The sequence below is a fragment of the Brasilonema sennae CENA114 genome (assembly GCF_006968745.1).
In the GTDB taxonomy this organism is placed as follows: Bacteria; Cyanobacteriota; Cyanobacteriia; order Cyanobacteriales; family Nostocaceae; genus Brasilonema; species Brasilonema sennae.
Map to the genome: position 1 here is coordinate 7,040,123 of NZ_CP030118.1, position 16,426 is coordinate 7,056,548.

General features: G+C 45.9%; 7 protein-coding genes and 1 pseudogene. 4 read left to right on the forward strand and 4 right to left on the reverse strand.

Features of this window, described 5'->3' with window-relative positions:
• The first annotated feature begins 195 nt into the window (after positions 1-195).
• The gene (locus DP114_RS29310; protein WP_169262961.1) at positions 196-510 is read left to right on the forward strand and encodes a slr1957 family protein; all 315 of its coding nucleotides are present in this window, start codon (positions 196-198) and stop codon (positions 508-510) included.
• 590 nt (positions 511-1,100) lie between these two features.
• Positions 1,101-4,202 (forward strand): beta strand repeat-containing protein, encoded by a 3,102-nt coding sequence (locus DP114_RS29315; protein WP_171977797.1) that lies wholly within the window; start codon positions 1,101-1,103, stop codon positions 4,200-4,202.
• A 264-nt stretch (positions 4,203-4,466) separates the two neighbouring features.
• Here the strand turns inward: DP114_RS29315 and DP114_RS29320 are convergent, their stop codons facing one another.
• Entirely contained in the window at positions 4,467-10,280 is a 5,814-nt protein-coding gene (locus tag DP114_RS29320) for a HAMP domain-containing protein (protein WP_171977798.1), read from the reverse strand.
• 340 nt (positions 10,281-10,620) lie between these two features.
• Between DP114_RS29320 and DP114_RS29325 the strand changes: the two genes are divergently transcribed.
• Positions 10,621-11,955, forward strand: a complete 1,335-nt coding sequence (locus DP114_RS29325; protein ID WP_169262964.1) for a protein kinase domain-containing protein — start codon at positions 10,621-10,623, stop codon at positions 11,953-11,955.
• Positions 11,956-12,060: 105 nt separating this feature from the next.
• Here DP114_RS29325 and DP114_RS29330 read toward each other — a convergent pair whose 3' ends face one another.
• From DP114_RS29330 to DP114_RS35980, 3 genes are read right to left on the reverse strand one after another with little or no spacing between them, the layout of a single operon-like run.
• A complete protein-coding gene (locus DP114_RS29330) occupies positions 12,061-12,465 on the reverse strand; it encodes an FHA domain-containing protein (RefSeq protein WP_169262965.1) in 405 nt (134 codons plus the stop codon).
• Positions 12,465-13,685 (reverse strand): vWA domain-containing protein, encoded by a 1,221-nt coding sequence (locus DP114_RS29335; protein WP_171977799.1) that lies wholly within the window; start codon positions 13,683-13,685, stop codon positions 12,465-12,467. The genes DP114_RS29330 and DP114_RS29335 overlap by 1 nt, the downstream gene beginning before the upstream one ends.
• Before the next feature lie 3 nt (positions 13,686-13,688).
• Positions 13,689-15,686, reverse strand: a complete 1,998-nt coding sequence (locus tag DP114_RS35980; protein WP_169262967.1) for an AAA family ATPase — start codon at positions 15,684-15,686, stop codon at positions 13,689-13,691.
• A 293-nt stretch (positions 15,687-15,979) separates the two neighbouring features.
• Between DP114_RS35980 and DP114_RS29345 the strand changes: the two are divergent.
• Positions 15,980-16,174, forward strand: a pseudogene (locus DP114_RS29345) (transposase); the annotation flags it as partial.
• Positions 16,175-16,426 lie beyond the last annotated feature (252 nt).

Here is a 16,426-nt window from a genome sequence, read left to right on the forward strand (position 1 = left end):
TAAATACTGTTAGCCTGTGAATTAAGATAAGCATTAATTAAATTGTAATTACAGATATTTTTAGATTCTTAGCCAAGCCAAATAGTTCTTGAATAATCTTTAGTTTTATACCAATTAATAGACTTCTCGCCAAAAACCCTAAAAAATTATATTCAGTTTCTAAACCTTATGCTGATTCCACTTTCCAGCCCAAACATGAAACATTATCATAATGAATGGATTGAAGAATGGTGCCAAGAAAATGGCTGGACAGATTTATTTGAAGAGCGGCGTAATAACTATTGGGCATTTCCTCCTGGGGCAGTTATGCCGGAGCCAATTCCTACCCATACGTTGAGATTGATAAAAACTCAAAAGGGATTGACATCTCAGGAAAAATTTTGGTCAATCTCAGCACTATTTGGGACAATTGTAGCCGTCGTTTCTACTTACTTATTAAAATGTCCAATACCTCTGGTTTTAGCTTTTGCTTTTGATGCAGTGACGGCAGCGCAACTTGAGGTAGAGTGATCTCAAGAATAAGTCATTTTCAGTAGTACTGAGTGTTGTAGACGCCACAGAATAATTGACACACAGTATTTTGCTTGGGGGCTATTTTTATGATGTGCTGGGATTAATAGCTAAGATTTAGATAAGTAAAAGCGTTCTCCTTAAAGGGGGGGCGTTTTTTGCATTTCTTGTTTTAGGGAGATTCAAAAAAATAAATCTCTAGCCTCAGTCCACAGGAGAAGGGCTTTGCGGAGTATGGTTGATTGTGGACGTAGCTGGTGATTAGTTTTAAAGCAGCTGGAGATTGATTTACGCACTATGTGTCTTAGCTGCTTTTGTCAGCTTCGTTTCGATCTCCAACTTGTAAAAAGAAAGACATCCTGAAAATACCTTACCTTAAAGTGTTAACCAGTGGAATGTGATCAAGAAGAATGTGAAATAAAATACTATATTGATTGATAAGATGTAGTGTAAACCACATTTATTTTGCTATAAAAGCATAACTAAATTACTAAAAAATCATTGTTGATAAATAATTATCCTATGCGACAATTCAATCTACAGAATGTGGAAAATACTCTACATATAAGAAAAAAAAGGAACTTAAATCTATGGATCTCTTATCTGAATCTGCCTTAGACAATCTTCAAGCTTCCCAATCTACATTCAACTTTGGTACTCCACAAGACATCATTAGTGGCGCAAACTTCCAAGGAAGCGGTAGTTCCATCTTTACAGTCAACAGCATTGCCGATGTGGTGGATGATGGTGATGGGGTGACGACGTTGCGTGAAGCGATTAATTTTGCAAACGCGCTGATTGGAGAAGACTCAATTGTGTTTGACTATTCGGTGTTTGCCTCTGCACAGACGATTACTTTAAGCCTGGGACAACTGAGTATCACCGACAGCTTGAAGATCAACGGCTTAGTCGATCCATTGACAGGTACAGACTTATTAACGATTAGTGGCAACAACGCGTCACGGGTGTTTGAGATTGGAACGGGAGCAACAGTCAACCTTTCGGGGTTGATTATTGCTGATGGCAAGGTGATGGATGACAACGGTGCTGGGATTAAAAACAGTGGCACTCTCACCTTAGACAACAGTATTGTTCGCAATAACACCGCGACAACTCTGAACTCGAACAATGCTTCTGGTGGGGGTATTTACAATATAGGCATCCTGACGGTGAACAACAGCACCTTCAGTGGCAACTCAGCAAACGGCAGTTCGACCATCATCAATAGTTTGACCTTCAATAACAGCGGCTTTGGCGGCGGTATTTACAACACAGGCACCCTGACGGTGAGCGACAGTATCCTCAGCAGCAACTCGGTAAGTGGGCCCAACAGCGGTAGGGGCGGCGGCATTTACAACACGGGCATCGTAACGGTGAGCAACAGCACCCTCAGTGACAACTCAGCAAGCGGCACCACATTCACCAGTGCCAACGGCTTTGGCGGGGGTATTTACAACACAGGCATCGTAACGGTGAGCGACAGTACCCTCAGCAGCAACTCGGTAAGAGGGGATTGGACACGTGGGGGCGGCATCTATAACGACAATGGAACCTTTCAGGTGAACAATAGCACCCTCACTGGCAACTTGGCAGACGGCGCTAATGGCAGCAACGGAGGCGGCATGTATAATGACAGTGGCAGCCTGACAGTGAACAATAGCACCCTCACTGACAACTTGGCAAGCGGCGGTTATCTTGTCGGCATCGGCGGCGGCATCGCTAACAGTAGTGGCACAGTCATGGTAAATAATAGCACCCTCACTGGCAACAGAGCACGCGGAAGGGGTGCTGAAGGCGGCGGCATTAACAACGACAGTGGCACATTTCAGGTGAACAATAGCACCCTCACTGGCAACTCCGCAGGAAACGGCGGCAGGTTTGGCATCGGCGGCGGCATTAACAACGCGGGCACGCTAACGGTGAGCAACAGCACTATAAGCAATAACTTGACAACTACCTCCTTCTTCAACTTGGGCGGCGGCGGCGGCATCCATAACACTGGCACTCTTGAGGTTCGCGACAGCGCCATCACCGACAACTCCGCAGTCCAAAGCGGTGGCGGCATCAATAACCGTGGCGGCACTGTGACAGTGAGCAACAGCAACCTCAGTGGCAATTCGGTCAGCGGCGGCAGCTTCTCCCCTGGTGGCGGCGGCATCTCTAACAATGGTGGCACTCTTGAGGTGAGGAATAGTGCCATCAGTGGTAACTCAGTAACTGGGGATAGTACAGGCAGTGGTGGCGGTATTTACAATACAGGGACCGTGACGGTGAGCGATAGTACTCTCAACAGCAACTCGGTAAGTGGGCGTAACGCAAGTGGCGGCGGCATCTCTAACGACAATGGCACCCTTCAGGTGAACAATAGCACCCTCAGTGGCAACTCAGTAAACGGCAGTTTGACCACCGATAACAACGCCTATGGTGGCGGTATTTACAACACAGGCATCGCAACGGTTAACAATAGTACCCTAAATGACAATAAAGCAAACAGCAATAATCCCAGCAGGGGCGGCGGCATCTATAACGCTGGTGGTACTCTTGAAGTCAACTACAGTACCATAAGTGGCAACAAAGCAACCAGCACTTCTGCCAATCCCAGTGGCGGTGGTATCTATAACGAAAGCGGTACCGTGATGGTGAAGTACAGCAGTTTGAATGACAACTTCACACAGGGCTTCAGGGATAGCGGTGCTGGTGGCGGTATCTATAACAGCAGCGGCATTCTTGAGGTGATTCATAGTAATATCACCGGCAACTCAGCAAGCGATGGCGGCGGTATCTTTAACGGTGGCACTGTTAAGGTCAGCAACAGCAGCATCAGCGGTAACCCGTCAATTCAGAGGACCTTCTTCTTCCGTGGCGGCGGCATCTCTAACACTGGCACTCTTGAGGTCAGCGACAGCAGCATCAGCGATAACTTGGTCGGACGCAGCTTCATACCAACCTATGGCGGCGGTATCTTTAACAGCGGCACTTTGAGGGTCACCAACAGCACCATCTCCGGCAACTTGCCAAGTGGTAGCTTTTTATCTGGCGGCGGTATTTATAACAGTGATGGCACTGTTGAGGTGAGCAACAGCGCCATCTCCAGCAACTCAGCGAGCCAAGGCGGCGGCATCTCTAACAGTGGTGGCACTGTTGAGGTGAGCAACAGCACTATCTTCGGCAACTCGACATTCCAAGACGGCGGCGGTATCTATAACTCCGGTGGATCCAACAAATCTACTGTAACAGTGACCAACAGCGCCATAGCCAACAACTCAGCAACCAACAATGGCGGTGGTATCGCCAACTTCAGCGGCACCATTGAAGTCAGCAATAGCACTCTCCGTGGTAACACGGCAGAATCTAACGGTGGAGGTATATATAATAATGCTTCTCTGAAACTAGTGTTCAGTACGATCACGCTCAACCAAGCCGCAAATGGTGGAGGTGTGTTCAATAATACTTCTGGTACAGCCAGAGTGCGAAACACGATTATTGCCGCTAACCTCGTCAGTTCGGGTGGTGTCAACCCCGATGTGGCAGGCAACTTCATCAGCGATGGCTACAACTTGATTGGGGACAGTACTGGCAGCAGTGGATTTGGAGCCACAGGAGATATAATCGATACCACGATCAACCTGATAGCTTCTGGTGTAAACAGTGACGAAGCTGATATTGAGGCGTTGGAATTTTCCATTGCCTGATGGATATAGCGCAATATGGTGAGTCCAGCGCTGCGGGAGGGTCTCCCTCGTGCCGGCTCTGGCGAACCCTCCGGGTTGCTGTTAAGGATTGATCCTAAACTAGCCCTCCTTAAAAAGGAGGGAACTAAGCCCCTTTTTAAGGGGTTGGGGAATCTTACAAAACTAAATACCATTAACAGCAACTGTATTGGGGACTCCGAAGTCCCCGTTGTAAGCCCTCAACGGCTTACAGCCCTCTCTCACCTTCTAGCTGTGGGATGTGAATTATCGATATAACCAAACACGCAACAGCGAAAGCAACTGTTCAATGTCTACAGGTTTGGTAATATAATCTGACGCGCCTGCTTCAATACACTTTTCTCTGTCACCTTGCATTGCCTTTGCCGTGAGTGCGATGATTGGCAGGGATTTAAACTGATTGTTCTGCCGAATTAGGCGCGTTGTTTCGTAACCATCGATTTGTGGCATCATAATATCCATCAAAATAACATCAATGTCTGGTGTGTTTTGCAAAACTTCAATGCCATCTCTACCATTTTCGGCATATAAAATCTGCATTTGATAACGTTCTAGCATGCTCGTGAGGGCAAAGATATTGCGCATATCGTCATCTACGATGAGAACTTTTTTACCCGCAAGTACAGGATCATTGGAATGCAACTGTTCTAAGATTTGTCGCTTGGGCGCAGGCAAATTTGCTTGAACTCTATGTAGGAATAAGGCTGTTTCATCAAGAAGACGTTCAGGCGATCGCACATCTTTTATAATAATCGTCTCTGCCAAGCGCCTCAGTTGAGTGTCTTCTGCCCGACTCAACTCTCTTGCGGTATAAACAATAATTGGTAGTGCTTGACCATTGGGATGCTGTTTGATTCTTGTGATCAGTTCAAACCCGCTCATGTCAGGCAGACCCAAATCGAGAACGACACAATCATAATACTGGTTTTGTATCGCTTCTAGCGCCTCGCCAGCAGTTTTCACACCAGTCATAGCAACATCTGTGTTACCAATTAATTCCATAATACTATGGCGTTGATTATCGTCGTCTTCCACAATCAGCAGATTCTTGACTGGGCGTTCAACAAAACCTTTAATATTGCTGAGTGCTTCAGACAAGACCTCAGTGCTGATGGGCTTTTGCATATAAGCGATTGCACCTAGTTGTAATCCGCGCTGTCGCCCTTCCTCAACAGTCATGATATGTACTGGAATATGACGGGTGCTTGGATCATGCTTGAGGCGATCCAGTACCGTCCAACCATCCATTCCTGGTAGGCGGATATCCAAAATGATCGCTGAAGGCTGAAATTGTTGTGCCAGTGCTAACCCCCCGCTACCATTATGGGCAACAATAACTTTAAATTCTTGTTGCCGTGCCATGTCTAAAAGGATACGGGCAAAATTGATGTCATCTTCAATTATAAGAAGTATGCGTTCGCCCTTTGGGCGGCTCCCTGCTGGAGCATCGCCTTGTTCAATATTGCCTCTGTCGTCGGTGAGGGGAGTTAGGGAGTGAGGAAATGAGAGAGTGTTAGCGAAGCGAGGCGTAGGCTGGGAGGGAGGGAGTAAGGGAGAAAGTTCTAATTTTGAATTGATTTGTTCTGCTTCCTGAGGTAAGTACAGTGTAAAAGTACTACCTTCCCCAAGACGACTGTGAAGTTTAATTTCTCCACCAAGAAGACGGGTGATTTCGCGACTCACCGATAAGCCTAACCCCGTACCGCCATATCTGCGACTGGTGGTGCCATCAGCTTGTTGAAACGCCTCGAAAATTATCTTTTGCTTATCTACAGCAATGCCAATGCCCGTATCGCTGACTGCAAATGCTATCACAGTTTGAGCGCGATTCAAACTTTCCTGGTCATGACTCCACCCTTGTGTTGTCACAAACACCTGCAAGCCGACTTCTCCACGATCTGTAAATTTAAAAGCATTGGCAAGGAGATTTTTTAAAACTTGTTGTAAACGCTTTGCATCAGTGTAGATGCTTCTTGGCAGTTCGGGGGCGAATTTGATCGTGAAATTCAGCCCTTTATCAATCGCGATTTGTCGAAAAGTTCGCTCAACGTTTTCTTGCAATTCTGCAAGCAGCATCTGCTCAATGTCAATTGACATTGTTCCAGATTCAATTTTTGCCAAATCCAAAATGTCATTGATCAGCGTCAAAAGGTCGTTTCCTGACGAGTAGATCGTACGACTATACTCGACTTGTTTAGCTGTGAGATTTTTGTCAACGTTATCTGTGAGCAATTTCGCCAAAATCAACAAGCTATTTAGCGGTGTGCGTAGTTCATGGGACATGTTCGCCAGAAACTCAGACTTATATTTTGACGAAAGTGCAAGTTGTTCGGCTTGCTCTTTTAAATCTAGGCTTGCTTGTTCAATTTCATTATTTTTGCGCTCAACTTCTTTGTTTTGCAAAGCTAATAATTCCGATCTTTCTTCTAGTTCAGCGTTCGTCGCTTGTAATTCTTCTTGCTGTTTTCTCAATAAATCCTCGGAGGACTGGAGCGATTTTGCTTGTTGTTCTAGGCGGTTGTTTGTTTCCCTGAGTTCGCTTTGCTGACTTTGTAACTCCTGTGCCAAAGACTGGGACTGTTTGAGTAACTCTTCAGTACGCATACTGGCAGCGATGGTGTTTAATACAATCGCGATGCTTTCGGTAAGTTGGTCGAAGAATGACAAATGAATTTCGTTAAAGCGTCGGAATGAGGCTAGTTCAATCACTGCTGTGACTTGTCCTTCAAATAGGACAGGTAACACAACAACATTCAGCGGAGTCGCTTCACCTAAGCCAGAACTAATTTTGATATAGTCGTGCGGTACCTCTGTCAGCAGAATTCGTTCTTTTTCCAAAGCGCATTGTCCGACCAAACCTTCACCCAACTGAAAGCGGTTTGCAAGATGCTTGCGCTCACGGTAAGCGTAGCTGCTGAGTAATTTTAAGTACTTAATATCTACTGTAATATCCATGATAAAAAAGACACCCTGCGAAGCCCCAACCAGCGGTGCTAACTCCGAGAGAATCAGTTTAGACACCGTTTCAAGGTCACGCTGACCTTGAAGCATGCGGGTGAACTTGGTTAAGTTAGTTTTCAACCAGTCTTGTTCAGTGTTTTTCTGCGTTGTCTCGCGCAGGTTAGCAATCATTTGGTTGATGTAGTCTTTCAGCATGGCGACTTCACCTTGCGCCTCGACGGAAATTGACCGCGTTAAGTCGCCTTTGGTGACAGCAGTTGCGACTTCGGCGATCGCCCGTAATTGAGTGGTGAGGGTAGCAGCCAGTTCATTCACGTTGTCGGTCAAATCTTTCCAAGTTCCCGCAGCCCCCGGCACTTTGGCTTGTCCACCCAACTTACCTTCAATCCCCACTTCACGTGCTACAGTTGTGACTTGGTTGGCAAACGTCGCCAGAGTACCAATCATCTCATTAATCGTTTCTGCCAAAGTTTCAATTTCTCCCTTGGCATCTAGCGTGAGTTTCTGTTTCAAGTTACCATTAGCAACCGCCGTCACAACTTTCGCTATACCCCGCACTTGTGCCGTCAAGTTACCCGCCATCGAGTTGACATTATCGGTCAAATCTTTCCAGGTACCTGCCACGCCAACAACCTGCGCTTGACCGCCTAATTTCCCTTCAGTGCCGACTTCCCTCGCAACTCGCGTCACCTCTGAGGCGAAAGACGAAAGCTGATCCACCATCGTGTTGATAGTGTTTTTCAACTCCAAAATCTCTCCTCTCACATCAACAGTGATTTTCTTCGAGAGATCACCATTTGCCACCGCCTTTGTGACTTCGGCAATATTCCGCACTTGTGCCGTCAAGTTACCTGCCATCAAGTTGAAGTTGTCGGTCAAATCTTTCCAAGTGCCTCCTACGCCTCTGACATAGGCTTGTACACCCAGCTTACCTTCAGTTCCCACTTCCCGCGCAACCCGCGTCACTTCCGATGCGAAGGAGTTGAGTTGATCCACCATCGTATTGATGGTGTTTTTTAATTCCAGAATTTCACCTTTAACGTCAACAGTGATTTTCTTCGAGAGGTCACCTGTTGCCACCGCCGTGGTGACTTCGGCAATATTCCGCACTTGTGCAGTTAAAGAACCCGCCATCGAATTCACACTATCAGTCAAGTCCTTCCAAGTGCCAGCAACGCCTCGTACTTCTGCTTGCACACCCAGCTTACCTTCAGTTCCCACTTCCCGCGCAACCCGCGTCACTTCCGACGCAAAGGAATTGAGTTGATCCACCATCGTGTTCACGGTGTTTTTTAACTCCAGAATTTCACCTTTGACATCAACAGTGATTTTCTTGGAGAGGTCACCAGTTGCTACCGCGGTGGTGACTTCAGCGATGTTTCGCACCTGTGCTGTCAAGGAACCCGCCATGAAGTTGACACTGTCGGTTAAATCTTTCCAAGTGCCAGCAACACCTCTAACATCTGCTTGCACGCCCAGCTTACCTTCACTGCCCACTTCTGTTGCAACCCGCGTCACTTCCGAAGCAAAAGAGTTGAGTTGATCCACCATAATATTAATAGTGTTTTTCAACTCCAAAATTTCCCCTTTCACCTGCACAGTGATTTTCTTAGAAAGATCACCGTTAGCGATCGCCGTCGTCACTTCCGCAATATTCCGTACCTGGGCTGTCAAAGAACCCGCCATAAAGTTGACGCTGTCGGTCAAGTCCTTCCATGTACCAGCACCACCTTTGACATCTGCTTGTACACCCAGCTTACCTTCGGTTCCCACTTCCCTAGCAACTCGTGTCACCTCGCTGGCAAAGGAACTGAGTTGATCGACCATTGTATTGATGGTATTTTTCAGTTCTAAAATTTCGCCTTTGACATCAACAGTTATTTTCTTCGAGAGGTCACCTGTTGCTACCGCCGTAGTCACTTCGGCAATATTCCGTACCTGCGCTGTCAAGGAACCTGCCATGAAGTTGACGCTGTCGGTCAAATCTTTCCAAGTTCCTGCAACGCCTCTCACCTCAGCTTGTACGCCCAGCTTTCCTTCTGCACCGACTTCCCTTGCAACCCGCGTCACTTCTCCAGCGAAGGAACTGAGTTGATCGACCATAATATTGATGGTGTTTTTGAGTTCTAGAATTTCACCTTTAACATCAACAGTGATTTTCTTGGAGAGATCACCATTGGCGATCGCTGTCGTCACTTCTGCAATGTTTCGTACCTGCGCGGTTAAAGAACCCGCCATCAAGTTCACGTTGTCCGTTAAATCCTTCCAAATCCCAGCAACGCCGCGTACTTCTGCTTGCACACCGAGTTTACCTTCGGTTCCCACTTCTCTTGCAACCCGCGTCACCTCAGAAGCAAACGAGTTGAGTTGATCGACCATCGTGTTGATAGTATTTTTCAACTCCAAAATTTCACCTTTGACATCAACAGTAATTTTCTTGGAGAGATCACCGTTTGCGACTGCTGTTGTCACATCCGCAATATTACGAACTTGTGCGGTTAAGTTTCCCGCCATTAAATTCACACTGTCCGTCAAATCCTTCCAAGTTCCAGCCACACCTGGAACTTCTGCTTTCACCCCCAGCTTACCTTCAGTTCCCACTTCCCTGGCAACTCGTGTGACCTCGCTAGCAAAGGAATTCAACTGACCCACCATTGTATTAACCATTTGGGCAGTTTGGAGAAATTCTCCTTTGAGGGGTCTACCTTCAATTTCTGGTGCAATCGCTTGAGATAAATCACCATTCGCCACCGCCCGGATCACACGCGCTGTTTCCTCTGTCGGCTGAACCAAATCTGTCACCAGGGTGTTGACAGAATCAACACAAACTGACCAAGAACCACGAACATTTCCTAAAGAGGCGCGTTCACTAATTTTGCCATCTTTACCAACAACATGACTAATCCTCTGTAGCTCTGTTGTTAGCCGCTCATTTTGTTCAATAATATCGTTGAGCGTATCGGCTATTTTTCCTGCCATACCAGTTTGGTCTATGGGCATACGGGCAGAAAAGTCACCTTTTTTAACAGCTACCAGCGTTTTCAGCAGCTGTTTTAAATCTAAATTATCGCTTTCTTTGGTTAACTGTTCAGTGGACATAGTGGCGGGCCAAGAATATCTATATTAATTATCTTTGCTATTGCTTGCTATCAGTTCCAATTGCGTTCTTTACACAAAAGGCATACCAAATTATGACGCAAAAAAGAAACTTTGGTCTTCAATAACAAGTTGTGCCAAAGAATATGTCGTATAAAATATAACTAATTTTAAACACTTTCAAAAAAATATTCTAAAAATCTATCTGAGGGATGAAAAGCATCGATCAGTCCGCTGAATTATTTATAATTCCTGCCTTCTTTCACCTTAACCCTAGGCAACTGTACACTGTCCTATTGGGCTGCGTTATATTCTATCCGAGTGAGAACTGGGATAATGGAGCATGACAAATAAGCTGCTTAACAATCGCTATCAAATTATCCAAGTACTAGGTGCGGGTGGATTTGGTGAAACTTTTTTGGCGGAAGATATACATATGCCTTCTCGCCGTCGCTGCGTGATTAAGCAACTCAAACCGATTCACAATAACCCCCAGATTTATCAACTAGTACAACAGAGATTTCAACGCGAAGCAGCGATATTAGAACAGCTAGGTGGAAGCAGTGATCAAATACCAGCTTTATACGCTTATTTTCAGTTAGATGAGCTATTCTACTTAGTTCAGGAGTATATTGAAGGCGATACGCTGACAACTAAACTCAGACAGCAGGGAGTATTTGGTGAAAATACTGTCCGGGAATTATTGGTAACTTTATTACCTGTACTGGAGTACATCCACTCAAAGGGCATTGTCCACCGTGATATCAAACCAGATAACATTATTTTGCGCTCATCAGATCAAAAACCAGTGCTGATTGATTTTGGTGCTGTACGGGAAACAATGGGTACAGTCATCAATTCTCAAGGGAGTCTTACTAGCTCAATTATCATTGGAACTCTTGGATATATGCCTAGCGAGCAGGCAATGGGTAGACCAGTTTATGTTAGTGATCTGTATAGTTTAGGCATGACTATTATTTATCTGCTGACAGGGAAATACCCGCAAGAACTGGAAACAGATCCACACACTGGAGAAATTGTTTGGCGCTCTTATGCTTTGAATATTAGCTCAACGATCGCATCTGTTATTGATAAAGCAATTGCTTACCATCCACGGGATAGGTTTGCCAGTGCTAGAGAAATGTTGCAAGCTTGTGCCGGAATAGCAAATACAATTTTACCGACACAACCGCCTTCTACTCAACCATCTGTCCGTACGCCATCTCCTGAGGCTGTTGTCTCGACACCTTCTAGAGAGCGCAATCCTGCTCACAATAATATTGTCATAGGAAGTGCAATTGCAACTGGGTTAATCGGTATATCTGTAATTATTGGTCTTGTGTTAACAAAATCTTCTCAACCATTTCCACAACAGCCAGTGGTAAAACAAACTCCAAATGATTCTTCTTGGCTTTCTCAAAGAACTGTAACAGATGCAGATTTAGAAGGTAAAAGCGGTTTCGAGCTTGATGTTATGCGAAATTCAATTTTTGCACGTCACGGTCGTCGTTTTGACACTACTGGCTTACAACAGTATTTTGATAAACAGCCGTGGTATCGACCTCTGTATTCACCAAAAGATTTTCCAACTAGCTTGCTCTCAAGTACAGAGCAGTGGAATGTAGAATATATTGCAGAATATCAAGACCGTTACAACCGCAGATATTTTCAGAAATGAGAGCAAAAAGCCAAAAACTCTTTCTTTAAGCCTTGCCCTTTAACTTTTTCCCAAGGAGCATTTGTAAATTAAGTTGTGCTTATCCGAACCGTATTAACACTACTCCTATTGAGTAACAATAATTGCCAACTCTAGATTGCCAAGTCGGATTTGACTACCCACTGTGAGCACAACGGGGACTGAGGGCTGATTGGCAGACTGGGGAATAAGTTGCTGTCCATTGACAAACGTACCATTGCGGCTGTGAAGGTCGATAATCTGAAGTTTATTGTTAGCCCACTGGATGACAGCATGGTAACGCGAAATTGTCCCAGGAATGGTTAACTCATAGGTACTCAGATCAATGTCAACAGTAATGTGAGGGAGATGACTACGCCCAATCAGCGATCGCAACCGATTCAGAGAAAAGGACTCGTTGGCTTTGGGACCGTTGAAGATAAACAAATAGGTTGTCTCAGGGTTAAGTTGAGCTAACCCAGGGATTGGATCGTAACCAAAGCCACCAGTCATCACAAATCTCCCAATTCACGAGATGCTCTGAGCAAGCCTGTTGCTTGATGGGCGCTAAGTTTGCCTGTTTTATAAAGATTATCCAGTTGCTGTGTTACCTCTGCCGCAATGGTTATCTGCCCAGATTTGAGAGCAGCCGCTTGGATGTGGCTTAGTAGTTCCACAGTTTGTAGAGGATCGTCCACATCTGCCAGTTCTGTGGTGAAGCGATTGATGTCCCAACAAAGGCGATCGCGATCTACTTCCAGATTAATTTGTTGTGCCTCTCGATAAGAGGGAGTAAATTGCAAGGCAGCTTGAGTCGTAACGGTTCCAAAATCTAATGTCTGCAACTGAATTTGTGCAATTGTGTAAGTACCGCTTAGTTGAGTTGCGTTCAAGGCAGACACCTCCAATGCCAACAGCACATCTGTTGAGGTATCTGCTCGCAGGTTGTGGATGATAATTCCTGGGGAAGCAGTTTCCCCCAAAGGGAGGTAATGAGGACGAAACTGGCAACAGCTTTTGAGCGTGACTCCAGACGCTAGGTCTAGTTTGAGGATAACATTTTCAACTGCAACCATTTGTACTGCCTGTAAACGTTCTTGTAATTGGGTTGCAAGCAGTGTAGGGTTATCAGCATACATAAACGTACCTCGCCCGCGATCGCTAAGGCTAACCAAAAATGCTGTATTGAAGTGTGCAGCATCTCCCAAGCCTACCGTAGAAAGTGTAATGCCATCCACTGCCATCGTCTGTGCTTGCTCAATCAGTGGGTAGAGATCCTCTAAAATCTCTCCTTGATCAGTAGTTGGATGCCCATCTGTAATCAGAATTCCTACCCTTGCTCCGCCCGATCGCACTAAGGCAGACCGAATCCAGGAAAGAGCCAGGTCAGTTCGGGTAACTCCTTCAGGAACCAGGGTATCCAAAACAGCTTGGAGGTTGTCAAGTTGATTATTATGAAAATTATGCTCAACAGGAGTGACCCAGTCCGCAAATCCTGCCAGGGACAGGCGATCGCCTGACCGTAACTGCGCGACTAATTGCTGACAGGCTGCTTTCGCCCTTTCCCATTTTTCACCCTGCATCGAAGCGCTGGTATCCATAGCAACTGCCAATTGCAAAGGTAAGGTTTGGGTGCGATTTTCCTCAGCTACGATCCGAACTCGTAAAATATGCTCCGAGAGTTGTGAACTGATTTTAGCAGGGCGATCCCAAGCAAGTTGCAAATTGAACATGGCTTATCTAGACAAGCTTTCTGTTACCAATAGTACACCGTTGTTTTCCAGACTAATAATGAACTGCTTTTCTGCCAGGGTCTTGAAATCAGGATAGTTCTCAAAAATCCAGCGGTTAAGAGGGCGTTCAACCAAAGTTTCTAGTAAGGTTTTAATCCGCCGACCGCCAAACAGTAAATTATCAGTATTCTGCATACTAACACTTAGAACTTCCAGCACAGAAGTATGAAATAGCAGCAGCAGCCGATATTTGTCCCAAGCAGATTCGGCCAACTGCCGAAGAAACTTCTCACCAATTTTCCAAACAAACTCCGGACGAAGCAAGTCAAATACTACAATACTGTCACCCAGACGGTTCAGTAGTTCAGCACGACCAATACGACTGGTGAAGTGCCAGTGGACTTCTGAGCGAAAATGAGCATCGACCTGAGGATAAGTGAATGAACCGACACCTTGCCGATGCACCTCGGTCATAATGCCGTTACGGATGATAGCGCCCGTTTGGGGATCGGTTAAGTCAGAAGCGCCAAGGTTACTAGTAAAAATAATAACAGTCTGATTAAAATAGGCTGTCTGCCCTTTACCATCGGTAAGGCGACCGTCCTCCAAGATTTGGAGAAACTTATCCATAACTTTGGGATGAGCTTTTTCAATTTCATCAAACAGCAGAATGCTGTAAGGACGCTCTAAGACGCGGTTAGTCAGTATTCCTCCTTGTTCATAACCCACAAAACCAGGTGGAGCACCCGCTAACTTTTCGGCCGCGTGTTCTTCTTTATACTCACTCATATCAAAGCGGGCAAACGCTTGTTCATCTCCAAAGATCAGGCGTGTGAGTGATTTAGCTAACTCTGTTTTACCAACACCAGTGGGACCAACGAAAAAGAAAATTCCTTTTGGTTTGCTGTTACGACCGCTAACATTACTCAGACTAATGCCTACTTTGGCGCTCGTCAGGAGAGTGGTTACGGCTTCTACTGCGCGAGGTTGACCAATGACAGATTGAGATATTTCCTCCTTAGCATAAGCAATTTTATCTGCACTGATCTTCTCAAAGGGTTCATCCCGTTGCCCAAATTTGTAGAAGTCTACTAAGCGCAACACTGTTTTGGGACTCAGGGGAATGCGTTCTCGCCAAGAGGTGTGCCGGATAGCTTCTAGATCCATTGTCCCAAAGCCTTCAGTTAAGGCAGCAAATTCCTCGGCAGCTCGTTCAAGATCGCACAGTTGCTCTTGATTGGAACGTTGGACATTTATCTGGTCTCCCCCATAAAATCCCTGTTGCCCAAAGCGCAGGATAAACTGAAGTCTTTCGTCTTTGTTGGGACGAGTCACCTGCACTAAGGCTACAAAGGGATTGTTAGTGTAAAACCAGGCAGGTACTCGCCGCAGATCGCTTGCCAACAGGATGAGGGTGTTGCGATAGCCGGTGAGATGTCCCTCACGAATCACCTCCCCTTCCAGGGTGCATTTTTTCAGCAACATCAGTAAATGACGTTCATCCACCAGATAGCGTTCTGGGTCAGCAGTTAGCATATCCCCCAGATCGACAATCGCTACCACTGAGGTTTTCGGCTGAGAAATCACTGCCCGCAGATGAGCAAAAGCAGCATCTGGCGACAGGTAAGTGCTGGTCAGGCGTTGCACCACTGATGCTGGATTAGCACGGGATGGGGGCAGCATAGGATCTGCTGCAGGTGCTATTGGAGTGGAGGACTGTCCTAGCCGTTCTTTGTTGCTTTGTGCCAATCGCACTCGTGCTAGATCATCAAACAATTGCCGCATCTCTGACTGGGGAAAGGTCAGACCGTCTACTGGATCGTAACGAACAATCAGGTCAAATCCCATGTTGAGGAAATAAGCATTGAGGAATTCTCCCATCCCTTGATAACTACCCTGCCAGAGAAATTGATCGTGAATGTTGCTATATAGAATCTGGTGTTGACGGCGATACAGGTGCTTTTCAAACTCTTGAATCCAACGGGCTGAGATTGGGAACATGGCAAATAATAATTAAGTTTGAGCATTATCAACAAAATATTAAAAGCAACAAAGTAATACGCAAATATATTTTTTAAAGTACGTCAAAAGCATAAAAATAAGCTTTTTTAGACTATATCGTAACAGCAAACTTACAGCAATTTTCAGGTAATTGAACCACAAAATGTGAGAAACTATGCATAGAGTGATTGTTGAATTAGATGCCAGTAGTTTACTCAGAAGATTTGCGTTCTCGCGTGATTGCAGCGTGGGAAGCGAAAGAAGGCTCTCAACGCTAGGTAGCTCATGTAACCCAGGTCTTAGCACCTCAGTTGTGGTCAGGAGCAATAGTTGTCATGGATAACCTTAGGGTTCATCACGCAGAGCGTGTGCGAGTTGCGATTGAATCAGTCGGTGCAAAAGTCAAATCTTTACCACCATTATCTCCAGATTTATCAAGAAAGGCAGAGGGCAGGAGGCAGGAGGCAGAAGGGAATACTGGCTCCTGACCTCTGCCCGTGACCGTTAGCTCCGGCCCCTCTTAGGGGCTAGGGAACAAGGGTCTAAAACCCCACCGTCTACACGGGAGCCAGTACTGTAGGAGGGTATCCCGACAGAGGATAAGAGCGTTGCTCACAATTGGTTGGGGTCCCAATACCAATACATTTGTTCCTTCTGCCCTCTGCCCTCTGCCTCCTGCCTTCTTCAAAACGAAGAGACGGATTGGAGGGCGAGTGCCTGCTTTTAGTCTAAACTCCAGT

What these genes read in the sequence shown, in the direction of transcription:
- DP114_RS29325 (WP_169262964.1), top strand. Translation starts at nt 10,621, where the DNA reads ATGACAAATAAGCTGCTTAACAATCGCTATCAAATTATCCAAGTACTA.
- DP114_RS29310 (WP_169262961.1), top strand. Translation starts at nt 196, where the DNA reads ATGAAACATTATCATAATGAATGGATTGAAGAATGGTGCCAAGAAAAT.
- DP114_RS29315 (WP_171977797.1), top strand. Translation starts at nt 1,101, where the DNA reads ATGGATCTCTTATCTGAATCTGCCTTAGACAATCTTCAAGCTTCCCAA.
- DP114_RS29330 (WP_169262965.1), bottom strand. Translation starts at nt 12,465, where the DNA reads ATGACTGGTGGCTTTGGTTACGATCCAATCCCTGGGTTAGCTCAACTT.
- DP114_RS29320 (WP_171977798.1), bottom strand. Translation starts at nt 10,280, where the DNA reads ATGTCCACTGAACAGTTAACCAAAGAAAGCGATAATTTAGATTTAAAA.
- DP114_RS35980 (WP_169262967.1), bottom strand. Translation starts at nt 15,686, where the DNA reads ATGTTCCCAATCTCAGCCCGTTGGATTCAAGAGTTTGAAAAGCACCTG.
- DP114_RS29335 (WP_171977799.1), bottom strand. Translation starts at nt 13,685, where the DNA reads ATGTTCAATTTGCAACTTGCTTGGGATCGCCCTGCTAAAATCAGTTCA.